We start from the raw sequence: 10864 nt of genomic DNA, 5'->3' as shown, positions 1-10864 counted from the left end.
ACGATGTGGAAATTTCGCATCGTGAGAAACGACGGCGCCGCCACGGATCCGTGGCGGCGCCATCGTTTCTCACGATGCGAAATTTCCACATCGTGATGCGGAAGACCCTTGCCTCCGACCGCCCCGGATGGGGAATCATGGGGTCATGTCCGAGAATCACGACCCCATCCGCCTGCTCGCCATCCGCGACACCCCGCTCTCGCTGGACGAGGTGTACGAGGCGGTCGGCGACGACGCGGCCGGCGGCACCACCGTCTTCGTCGGAACGGTCCGTGACCACGACGGCGGCAAGTCGGTCGCCGCGCTGGAGTACAGCTGCCACCCCACCGCCGAGCAGGAGATGCGGCGGATCGCCGAGAAGGTCGTCGCCGACTTCCCGGTCCGGGCGCTCGCCGCGGTCCACCGGATCGGCCGGCTGGAGATCACGGACAAGGCCGTGATCGTCGCCGTCTCCTGCGCCCACCGCGGCGAGGCCTTCGCGGCCGCCCGCCGGCTGATCGACGACCTCAAGCACGAGGTGCCGATCTGGAAGCACCAGGTCTTCGCCGACGGCGAGGAGGAGTGGGTCGGCGCCGGCAGCTGCTGACGCCGCCCGGAACGGCACCGCACCGGCCGTCCGCGCCGCGGAGCCGCACCGGCCGCCCGCCCGCGCCGCGACAGCGCCCGCGCAGGCCCCGGCTGGTGCGCGGAACCGCCCCCGTGTGCCCTGACCAGCGCGCGGAACCGCTCGCACGTCCCGCGCGTCTGTCGGGGCAGGCGCGCCGGGGCCTCACTCGAACGGGTTCGCGGCGGCGCCCCGAATACTCCCTGGAAGTGAGCCGATCGGCCGTCCCGTAACCCGGACGGCGCCGGCCGCGTTGTCCGCCGGAGTGGTTAATCTGCTCATAGACACGACGAGCTGGGAGTACTGATATGGGTGCGCTCGCCTGGTTGATCATTCCGGTGGTCGCCGTCGTGGCCGCCGCCCTCTGGGCGGGCTGGGCCCAGCGGGCCCCGCGGGCCACGGGGGATCCGGCCTCGCTCGCCGAACACCGGCGCTTCATGGCCGCCATGGAACGCACCACGGCGGGGGCCGCCGCCCCCGGTGAGCGCTCCGGTCGGTAGCCCGCCGGGCGCCGCGTCACCCGCGTCCCGTACTGTCGAGGCATGCCACGCCGCTCCGCGACGATGCTCGCTGCCACCCTGCTGCTCATAGCACTGCTCTGCGTCTCGGTGCTGATGAAGGTGCCGTACACGGAGATGAGCCCGGGGCCGACGTACAACACGCTCGGCAACCAGGGCGGCAAGCCGGTGATCAGCATCGCCGGGCACGACTCCTACCCGACCACCGGGCACCTCAACATGACGACCGTCCAGGTCACCGGGGCCAAGTACGAGCCCAGCCTGGTCAACGCGGTGGTCGGCTGGCTGCGCGACGACGTGCTGATGGTTCCGCACGACAACGTCTACCCGAAGGGGCAGTCGGACGCGGACGCGAAGAAGCAGAACGCCGAGGAGTTCGCCTCCTCCGAGGACAGCGCCCGCACCGCGGCGCTCAAGCAGCTGGGCGTCCCGGTCGGCAGCGAGCTGATCGTCAAGTCGGTCACCGCCGGAGCGCCGGCCGAGGGCAAGCTGCACGCGGGTGACTCGATCGTCGCCGTCGACGGCGCCCCGGTCACCACGGTCGACCAGGTGGTCGCGGCGGTCACCAAGCACAAGCCGGGCGAGTCGGTGGTCTTCACGGTCGTGCCGCGGGTCAAGGACGCCGCCGGAAACGCCGCCGCCGACCCCGCCGCCAGGACGGACGTCGCCGTCCCGACCGTCCGGGTCAAGGACCTCGACCCGAAGGCCGCGCCCGAGCGGGCCGAGCTCGCCGCCGTCGGCATCGGCACCGGGATCCGGCACACCTACCCGTTCCGGATCGACATCGGCCTGCAGGACGTCGGCGGCCCGAGCGCCGGCCTGATGTTCTCGCTCGGCATCATCGACAAGCTGACCCCGAGCGGCGACCTCACCGGCGGCCGGTTCGTCGCGGGCACCGGCACCATCGACGACGACGGCAAGGTCGGCCCGATCGGCGGGATATCGATGAAGCTGATCGCCGCCAGGGACGCCGGGGCCGAGTACTTCTTCACCCCGTCCTCGAACTGTGCCGAGGCCACCAAGAACATCCCGTCCGGGCTGACCCTGATCAAGACGGACACGCTGGACGGCGCGCTGAAGTCGCTGGAGCAGATCCGCTCCGGGCAGACCTCCGCGCTGCCGTCCTGCGCCAAGTAGGGGTCAGGAGAAGGTCGCCAGCAGGGCCTCGGTGAGGCCGGGCACCAGGTCCGGACCGGTCAGCACCTCGCGGGCGACGTCCTTGGAACGCAGCCGCAGGGCGATCTCCTTCTTGCCGTCGCGCAGCACCGCGGCGGTGATCCGCACCTCCTCGCGCTGCGGGTGGTTGGCCACCCAGTCGGCGAGCTGGGCGTCGCTGGCACCGCGGGGGCGGGTCTGCTCGGCGCCGGGCGGCAGCATCTGCCGCTCGACGACCAGGGCGCAGCCGGCCACCGAGTCGGGCCAGGCGATGGTGCCGAGGAACTTGTCGAGCGGCGTGCCGGCCGGGATCTCGTCCTGCTCGATCGGGGTGAGGCCGGGCTCGTCGCCGTCGGCGAGGCCGAGCTGTTCGGCGATCTTCGGGTTGGCCTTGCGCAGGGCGGCGCTGTCCACCAGGGCGAACAGCCGGGCCGGGAGGTCCCAGCCGAGGGTGGCGGCGTACTCGTCGATCTCCAGCGCGGCCCGGGTGAGCGGGGTGGCGGCGGGGAGCTTGGAGACGTCGTCGGGGGAGTTGTTCAGATCAGACGCGTCGGACATGCCTCAATCCTCACACGCCGGGCGGGGCGCGCTCGCCGGGCGGTCCGGTGGGGGCGGGCGGCGTGCCGCGCGCCCCGGTGCGGGCGGGGCGGGGACGGTCGGGGGTGGGGCGCCGTAGTAACCGTCTGCTAACGGTGGGAACTCGGCCAAAGCCTGGTTAAGTTGCTCTGACGACCGACCGATATCCAGACGACACAGCTGAGGTGCCACCGTGGTATTCCAGATGCCGGAACGCTCAGGGCCGGGTTTCCGGCGAAGGGTGGGCCCACCGTCGCGGCGGGCGCGGGTGGCCCTGCTGACCCTGGGCGTACTCGCGGTGCTGTTCCTGTTGTTCGTCATGTTCGCGGGCTTCTGGACGGACTGGCTGTGGTTCAAGTCGGTCCACTACTCCTCGGTGTTCACCACCCAGCTGTGGACGAAGGTCGGGCTGTTCGCGGTGTTCGGCCTGCTGATGGCGGTGATCGTCGGCTTCAACATCTGGCTGGCGCACCGGCTGCGGCCGCCGCTGTCGGCGATGTCGGTGGAGCAGCAGAGCCTGGACCGCTACCGGGCGGGCCTGGCGCCGTTCAAGCGCTGGGCGCTGATCGGCATCTCGCTGGTGATCGGCCTGGTGGCGGGCGCCGCGGCGTCCGGCCAGTGGCGGACCTGGCTGATGTGGACCAACTCGACGTCCTTCGGGGAGAAGGACGCCCAGTTCGGCATGGACGTCTCCTTCTACGCCTTCGACCTGCCCTTCTACGAGTTCGTGCTGGGCTTCGCGTTCAGCGCGGTGATCGTCTCGCTGCTGACCTCCGCGCTGGTGCACTACCTGTACGGCGGGCTGCGGCTGCAGGGCCCGGGCCGGCGGGCGAGCGCCGGCGCGCAGGGGCACCTGGCGGTGCTGCTGGGCGTGTTCGTGCTGCTGAAGGCCGTCGCCTACTGGCTCGACCGGTACGCGCTGGCGGTCAAGACCGGCTCGTACAAGGGTGTTTCGGGCTGGACGGGCCTGCGCTACGTGGACGCCAACGCGTTCCTGCCGGCCAAGACCATCCTGTTCTTCGTCGCGATCATCTGCGCCGTGCTGTTCTTCCTGACCCCGATCCGCCGCACCTGGGCGCCGGCCCTGATCGGGCTGGGGCTGATGGTGCTGTCGGCGGTGCTGATCGGCGGCCTGTACCCGGCGATCGTGCAGCAGTTCCAGGTCAAGCCGAACGAGCAGGCCAAGGAGACGCCGTACATCCAGAAGAACATCGACGCGACGCGGCAGGCGTACGGGATCGCCGACGCGCAGACCACGCCGTACAGCCCGCAGGGCTCGACCGGCGGTGACGCGCTCAAGCCCGACGCGCAGACCATCGCGGACGTGCGGCTGCTGGACCCGAACATCGTGTCGCAGACCTTCCAGTCGCTGGAGCAGCAGCGCAACTACTACGCCTTCCCGAGCACGCTGGACGTGGACCGGTACCGCACCGACACGGGCAAGCAGGACACCGTCGTCGGCCTGCGCGAGCTGGACCTCAACGGCGTGCAGCGCAACTGGATCAACGACCACTTCAAGTACACCCACGGCTACGGTGCGGCGGTCGCCAAGGGCAACCAGGTCGACGACAAGGGCGGGCCGGTGTTCACCGAGTCCGGCCTGCCGGCCACCGGCTCGCTCGGCGACTACCAGCAGCGGATCTACTACGGCGAGAAGACGACGACGTACTCGATCGTCGGCGGCTCCAACAAGGAGATCGACTACACCGACACCAAGACCGGCCAGAACGTGGAGTACACGTACACCGGTTCCGGCGGTGTCTCGCTGGACAACCCGATCACCCGGGCCGCGTACGCGGTGCGCTTCACCGAGCCGCAGATCCTCTACGCGGGGGCGATCACCGACGGCGCCAAGGTGCTCTACAACCGCACGCCGAAGGAGCGGGTGGAGAAGGTCGCCCCGTGGCTGTCGATCGACGCCGACCCGTACCCGGTGGTGCAGGACGGCCACGTGGTCTGGGTGGTGGACGGCTACACCACCTCGGACGGCTTCCCGTTCTCCTCGAAGACGACGCTGGGCGCGGCCACCAAGGACTCGCTGACCAACCAGCGCGGTGAGCTGCTGACCGTCGCCAACCAGGTCAACTACATCCGCAACTCGGTCAAGGCCACGGTCGACGCGTACACCGGTGAGGTGAAGCTCTACCAGTGGGACGAGAAGGACCCGGTGCTGAAGACCTGGATGAAGGCCTTCCCGGGCACCGTGGAGCCGAAGGCGGACATCCCGCAGTCGCTGCTGCCGCACCTGCGCTACCCGCAGGACATGTTCAAGGTGCAGCGCGACCTGCTCGGCCAGTACCACGTGACCGACTCCAACTCCTTCTTCAACGGCAGTGACATCTGGCAGGTCCCGGTGGACCCGACCAGTGACACCAAGCAGGTCCAGCCGCCGTACTACGTGACGGTGCGGATGCCGGACGCCGCGGGCGCGAGCTTCTCGCTGACCAGCTCCTTCGTGCCCAACGGCCGTCCGAACCTGGCGGCGTTCATGGCCGTCAACGCGGACCCGGGCGACGACTACGGGAAGATCCGCGTCCTGAAGATGACCGGCGAGTCCGGCGCCCCCGGCCCCGGCCTGGTGCAGTCGAAGTTCAACTCCCGCCAGGAGGTGGCCTCGCAGATCTACGCACTGAAGACCGGCGGTGACACCGAGCTGGAGTACGGGAACCTGCTGACCCTGCCGATGGGCGGCGGCCTGCTCAACGTCGAGCCGGTGTACGTGCGCGGGCGCGGCGCCAAGTACCCGACGCTGCAGAAGGTCCTGGCGGTGTACGGGGACGACAACGTGGCCTTCGAGGACACCCTGGAGAAGGCGCTGAACAAGCTCTTCGCCGGGCAGGCCCCGCCGGCCACGCCGGTGGCGCCGTCCAACCCGGGCAACGGGACGGCCCCGACCGCCCCGGGCACCCCGACCTCCCCGGCGACGCCCACGCCGACCGCGCCGGCCACGCCCGCGCCGGGCGGGACGATCTCGCCGGAGCTGCAGAAGGCGCTGTCGGACGCGGAGAAGGCGTACAACGACAGTCAGACGGCGTTCAAGAACGGCGACTGGGTGGCCTACGGCAACGCCCAGAAGGCGCTCGGCGACGCCCTGAACGCGGCCGTGGCGGCCCGCGGCGGCAGCCCGGCCCCCGCCCCGACCGGCACTCCCGCCGCGGGGGCCACCGGGGCCGGATCACCGAGCCCCCGGCCGTAGCTCCGGCCACGGGCCGCAGCCGTGGACCGCTGAGCTGCGGCAACCGTTTTCCGTTCCACCCCGCATCGGTGCTATGGTTCAACCACCGACGCGGGGTGGAGCAGCTCGGTAGCTCGCTGGGCTCATAACCCAGAGGTCGCAGGTTCAAATCCTGTCCCCGCTACAAAGGCCGGAGGCCCGGAGGATTCTTCCTCCGGGCCTCCGGTGTTTCCAGGCTCCGGAGTGCCGTCGTTCCCGCGTCGTAGCGCCGTCGTTCCCGGTCCGGACCCCTGCCGTTCCCCGCGTGTGCGGACCCCCGTCGCGTCCGTGCTAGAGTTCAACTACCGACGCGGGGTGGAGCAGCTCGGTAGCTCGCTGGGCTCATAACCCAGAGGTCGCAGGTTCAAATCCTGTCCCCGCTACAAAGGCCAGAGGCCCGGAGGATCCTTCCTCCGGGCCTCCGGTGTTTCCCGGGGTGTCTTCGCACGGAAGCGGTGGGAACCGCTCCGGTACTATCGACCGTCGCCAAGGAGGAGGGCGCAGGGGTTTGTGAGGTTGAAGTGTCGGGAAATCGACAAAGCGCCGAAGCAATTCCGTCGGCTTCGGGTCAGCCCGGCCCGAATTCGGCCGGGGCAGGTGTACGCGGGTAGCAGGTGATGCGACGATGGGACACATGGGGGACGGTGCACGGCCGCTGATTGGCCGTCGGGTCCGGCGCCTCTCCTGGGAGTCCCCCCGGTCGCACGCCGGGGCACGATGCCGCGACACTCTGGGGGAGCGGGAGTCGGCATGAGGCTGATCGGCAAGTCAGGCGCCAAGCCCGCGGCGGCGGCCGAGGCGGACACCGACGCCTGGGCGGAGAGCACCGAGAGCCCCGAACACCGCCCCGGAGCCCTGCCGGCCCAGCGCACCAGCGGACTCTCCGAACGCCCCACCCCGGGCTACGGCCCCGACAGCCTGGTCCACGTGTCCACCCGTCAGTTCGCCGCCGCCGTCGGCGCGTACGGGGAGCGGCCCGGCGACGAGCCGGCCGCCGGCGCCGCCCTGGACCCGACGGGCCTGGACCCGACCAGTTTCGAGACCGCGCTCGCCGCCCGCGAGTCCGCCGCTCTGGAGGCCCGGCACCGGCAGGCCGCCGACGGCGGGGACCCGGACGCCGCCGGCCGGCTGGGCACCCTGCTGCTGCGCCGCGGGGACCTGGAGGACGCCGAACCGTACCTGCGCGCCGCCGCGGCGGCCGGGTTGCGCGCCGCCGCCAACAACCTCGGCGTGCTGCTGCACCAGCAGGGTCACCGGGCCGAGGCCGGCCAGTGGTGGCGCCAGGCCGCCGTCGCCGGCAGCGCCCCGGCCGCGCACGCGCTCGGGCTGCAGCTGCGCGACCAGGGCGAGGAGGAGGCCGCCGAGTACTGGCTGCACTTCGCCGCCGACCACGGACACCCCCTCGGCGCCTACGCCCTGGGCGACCTGATGGAGCACCGGCGGGACGTCCGGGCCGAGCGCTGGTTCAAGGTCTCCGCCGACGCCGGGCACCGGGAGGCCTCCTACCGGCTGGCCCGGATGCGCGAGGCCGCCGGGGACAAGGACACCGCCGAGGCCTGGTACCGCACCGCCGCCGCCCGCAGCCACGCCCGCGCCGCGTTGCGCCTGGGCGTGCTGCTGGAGGAGCGCGCCCGCACCGACCAGTCCCTGCTGGAGGAGGCGGCCCGCTGGTACCGGCAGGCCGCGCAGAACGGGGAGCCGCGCGCGGCCTGCGCGCTGGGCTTCCTGCTGCGCGACTCCGGGGACGTCGCGGCCGCCGCCGAGTGGTGGCAGGAGGCCGCCGAGGCCGGGGACGGCAACGCCGCCAACGCGCTGGGCGCCCTGCACGCGAGCCGCGGCGAGGCCAAGGAGGCCGAGCGCTGGTACCGCGCCGCGCTGGACGCGGGCGACCAGAACGGCGCCTTCAACCTCGGCCTGCTCTGCGCCGGCACCGGCCGCGAGCAGCAGGCCGAGCAGTGGTACCGCCGGGCCGCGTACGCCGGGCACCGGGAGGCCTGCAACGCCCTGGCCGTGGTGCTGCTGCACCGCGGCGACGAGTCCGGCGCCGAGCCGTGGTTCTCCAAGGCGGCCGAGGCGGGCAGCGTGGACGGCGCGTTCAACCTCGGCGTGCTGCACGCCGGGCGCGGCGAGCAGCGGCAGGCCCAGGAGTGGTACGCGCGGGCCGCCGCCGAGGGGCACGGCGAGGCGGCGCTGCAGCTCGCCGTCGCCCAGGAGCAGCGCGGCAACCTGGCCGGGGCGCTGGAGCGCTACCGGCAGGCGGCGGCGGGCGGCTCGGCGGAGGGCGCGTTCCGGCTGGCCTCGCTGCTGGACCGGCGCGGGGACGCGGACGCCGAGGCCGAGCACTGGTACGCGCTGGCGGCCGACGCCGGGCACCGGCGGGCGCAGGTGCGGATGGGTGTGCGGGCGGCGGACCGCGGGGCGCTGGAGATCGCCGAGAGCTGGTACCGGCGGGCCGCCGAGGCGGGCAGCCGCAGCGCCGCGTTCAACCTGGGGCTGCTGCTGGCCCGGCAGGACAGCGAGGCCGAGGCGATGCTCTGGTACACCCGGGCCGCCGACGCCGGGCACGGGCGGGCGGCCCTGCGGCTCGCGCTGCTGGCGCTGCGCCGGGGGGAGCCGGTGCAGGCGGAGAACTGGTGCCGGCGGGCGATCGACTACGGCCCGGCCGAGGTGGCGGAGCGGGCCGGGCGCTTGCTGGGCGCGCTGCACGCGGAGTTGAGCGCGTAGCGGCGCCGGGCCGTCGGGTTACGGGCGGCCCTCGGGTTACGGGCGGCAGTCGGGGCACAGGCCGCGGTAGGTGACCTCGGCGGCGGTGACGGTGAAGCCGAACCGTTCGGCCGCGGGCAGTGCGGCGAGCGGGTCGCCGTGCGGGTGGACGTCGCGGATCGCGCCGCAGCCCGAGCAGACCAGGTGCTGGTGGGCGCGGTGCGCGTTGGGGTCGTAGCGCCGGGCGCGGCCGTCGGTGGCGACCTCCAGGACCTCCCCGAGGGCGACCAGCTCGCCGAGCGTGTTGTAGACGGTGGCGCGGCTGATCTCGGGCAGCCGGGCCGCCGCGCGGGCGTGCACCTCGTCGGCGGTGAGGTGGACGTGATCGCCGTCGAGGACCTCGGCCACGACCCGGCGCTGCGAGGTCAGCCGCCAGCCGCGGTCGCGCAGTCTCTCCAGCAGGTCGTTCATGTCCGCCAGGGTAATTCAGGTCCGGGATTGGTTCCAGTGTTGACTTGGACAAAGTCCAAGTTAGGATCGTGTCATCACGATCGGACCCGTGGAGGCACCCGTTATGACCACGCAGGACGAGCTGCGCCCGACCCTGACCACCGAGGCGGGTGCCCCCGTCGCCGACAACCAGAACACCGAGACCGCCGGTCTCGGCGGCCCGGCCCTGATCCAGGACCAGCTGCTGTTCGAGAAGCTCGCGCACTTCAACCGCGAGCGGATCCCGGAGCGCGTGGTGCACGCCCGCGGCGCCGGGGCCTACGGCACCTTCACGGTGACCGCCGACGTGACGCCCTGGACCCGGGCGGCCTTCCTGTCCGAGGTCGGCAAGCAGACCGAGGTCTTCCTGCGCTTCTCCACCGTCGCGGGCAACCTCGGCGCGGCCGACGCGGTGCGCGACCCGCGCGGCTTCGCGCTGAAGTTCTACACCGAGGAGGGCAACTACGACCTCGTCGGCAACAACACCCCGGTGTTCTTCATCAAGGACGCCATCAAGTTCCCCGACTTCATCCACACCCAGAAGCGGGACCCGTACACCGGCTCGCAGGAGGCCGACAACGTCTGGGACTTCTGGGGCCTGTCCCCCGAGGCAACCCACCAGGTCACCTGGCTCTTCGGCGACCGCGGCATACCCGCCTCCTACCGCCACCTGAACGGCTACGGCTCGCACACCTTCCAGTGGCAGAACGAGGCCGGCGAGCACTTCTGGGTCAAGTACCACTTCAAGACCGACCAGGGCATCCGCAACCTCACCCAGGCCGAGGCCAACACCCTCGCCGGCGAGGACCCGGACAGCCACCAGCGCGACCTGCGCGAGTCGATCGAGCGCGGCGACTTCCCGAGCTGGACGGTGCAGGTCCAGATCATGCCGGCGGCCGACGCGGCGAACTACCGCTTCAACCCCTTCGACCTGACCAAGGTCTGGCCGCACGCCGACTACCCGCCGGTCGAGATCGGCCGGCTGGAGCTCAACCGCAACCCCGACAACGTCTTCGCCGAGGTCGAGCAGTCGGTGTTCTCCCCGGCGCACTTCGTGCCCGGCATCGGCCCGTCCCCGGACAAGATGCTCCAGGGCCGCCTGTTCGCGTACGCCGACGCCCACCGCTACCGGGTCGGCATCAACGCCGACCACCTGCCGGTGAACCGCCCGCACGCCACCGAGGCGCGCACCAACGGCCGCGACGGCCACCTGTACGACGGGCGCCACGGGCGGCAGAAGAACTACGAGCCGAACAGCTTCGGCGGCCCCGTGCAGACCGGCCGCCCGCTGTGGGCCGCCACGGCGGTCGACGGCCTCACCGGCACCCACGTGGCGCCCGCGCACGCCGAGGACGACGACTTCGTGCAGGCCGGCAACCTGTACCGGCTGTTCTCGGAGGACGAGAAGCAGCGGCTGATCGCCAACCTGGCCGGCTTCATCGCCAAGGTCTCGGCCGACCGCGAGGACATCGTCGAGCGGGCGATCGACAACTTCCGCAAGGCCGACGCCGATTACGGGCAGCGGCTGGAGGCGGCGGTCCGGGAGCTGCGCAAGCAGTAGCAGCGACCGGCCCGAGAAAGCAGCAGGCCCTGTGACCGGCTCCC

At 71.9% G+C, this 10864-nt stretch carries 8 protein-coding genes and 2 tRNA genes; 8 read left to right on the top strand and 2 right to left on the bottom strand.

Annotated elements, in window-relative coordinates; translation table 11 throughout:
* Positions 1-145 precede the first annotated feature (145 nt).
* From ABT048_RS21475 to ABT048_RS21465, 3 genes are all read left to right on the top strand, one after another.
* On the top strand, positions 146-586 hold the full coding sequence (locus ABT048_RS21475) for a molybdenum cofactor biosynthesis protein MoaE (protein ID WP_350523028.1): 441 nt from the start codon (positions 146-148) through the stop codon (positions 584-586).
* A 326-nt stretch (positions 587-912) separates the two neighbouring features.
* On the top strand, positions 913-1104 hold the full coding sequence (locus ABT048_RS21470) for a hypothetical protein (protein ID WP_350523027.1): 192 nt from the start codon (positions 913-915) through the stop codon (positions 1102-1104).
* 42 nt (positions 1105-1146) lie between these two features.
* Entirely contained in the window at positions 1147-2259 is a 1113-nt protein-coding gene (locus tag ABT048_RS21465) for a YlbL family protein (RefSeq protein ID WP_350523026.1), read from the top strand.
* Positions 2260-2262: 3 nt separating this feature from the next.
* Here the strand turns inward: ABT048_RS21465 and ABT048_RS21460 are convergent, their stop codons facing one another.
* Positions 2263-2835, bottom strand: a complete 573-nt coding sequence (locus ABT048_RS21460) for a PPA1309 family protein (RefSeq protein ID WP_350523025.1) — start codon at positions 2833-2835, stop codon at positions 2263-2265.
* A 223-nt stretch (positions 2836-3058) separates the two neighbouring features.
* Between ABT048_RS21460 and ABT048_RS21455 the strand changes: the two genes are divergently transcribed.
* The 4 genes from ABT048_RS21455 (at position 3059) to ABT048_RS21440 (ending at position 8791) form a co-directional block, all read left to right on the top strand.
* Positions 3059-6049, top strand: coding sequence for a UPF0182 family membrane protein (locus ABT048_RS21455; RefSeq protein WP_350523024.1), 2991 nt, complete (start codon positions 3059-3061; stop codon positions 6047-6049).
* 89 nt (positions 6050-6138) lie between these two features.
* Positions 6139-6212: transfer RNA gene (locus tag ABT048_RS21450), tRNA-Met, on the top strand.
* A gap of 164 nt (positions 6213-6376) precedes the next feature.
* Positions 6377-6450 (top strand) — tRNA-Met (locus ABT048_RS21445).
* 367 nt (positions 6451-6817) lie between these two features.
* Entirely contained in the window at positions 6818-8791 is a 1974-nt protein-coding gene (locus ABT048_RS21440; protein ID WP_350523023.1) for a tetratricopeptide repeat protein, read from the top strand.
* Between the two features lie 36 nt (positions 8792-8827).
* Here ABT048_RS21440 and ABT048_RS21435 read toward each other — a convergent pair whose 3' ends face one another.
* Positions 8828-9241, bottom strand: a complete 414-nt coding sequence (locus ABT048_RS21435) for a Fur family transcriptional regulator (RefSeq protein ID WP_350523022.1) — start codon at positions 9239-9241, stop codon at positions 8828-8830.
* A 103-nt stretch (positions 9242-9344) separates the two neighbouring features.
* Between ABT048_RS21435 and ABT048_RS21430 the strand changes: the two genes are divergently transcribed.
* Positions 9345-10820, top strand: coding sequence for a catalase (locus ABT048_RS21430; protein WP_350523021.1), 1476 nt, complete (start codon positions 9345-9347; stop codon positions 10818-10820).
* Positions 10821-10864: the final 44 nt, after the last annotated feature.

It is taken from the genome of Kitasatospora sp. NPDC096140, assembly GCF_040303045.1.
Lineage (GTDB): Bacteria > Actinomycetota > Actinomycetes > Streptomycetales > Streptomycetaceae > Kitasatospora.
This window is presented reverse-complemented; position numbering and strand designations above follow the sequence as displayed.

Coding starts and splice junctions, on each gene's coding strand:
- ABT048_RS21460 (WP_350523025.1), bottom strand. CDS start 2,835: ATGTCCGACGCGTCTGATCTGAACAACTCCCCCGACGACGTCTCCAAG.
- ABT048_RS21465 (WP_350523026.1), top strand. CDS start 1,147: ATGCCACGCCGCTCCGCGACGATGCTCGCTGCCACCCTGCTGCTCATA.
- ABT048_RS21440 (WP_350523023.1), top strand. CDS start 6,818: ATGAGGCTGATCGGCAAGTCAGGCGCCAAGCCCGCGGCGGCGGCCGAG.
- ABT048_RS21455 (WP_350523024.1), top strand. CDS start 3,059: ATGCCGGAACGCTCAGGGCCGGGTTTCCGGCGAAGGGTGGGCCCACCG.
- ABT048_RS21470 (WP_350523027.1), top strand. CDS start 913: ATGGGTGCGCTCGCCTGGTTGATCATTCCGGTGGTCGCCGTCGTGGCC.
- ABT048_RS21475 (WP_350523028.1), top strand. CDS start 146: ATGTCCGAGAATCACGACCCCATCCGCCTGCTCGCCATCCGCGACACC.
- ABT048_RS21435 (WP_350523022.1), bottom strand. CDS start 9,241: ATGAACGACCTGCTGGAGAGACTGCGCGACCGCGGCTGGCGGCTGACC.
- ABT048_RS21430 (WP_350523021.1), top strand. CDS start 9,345: ATGACCACGCAGGACGAGCTGCGCCCGACCCTGACCACCGAGGCGGGT.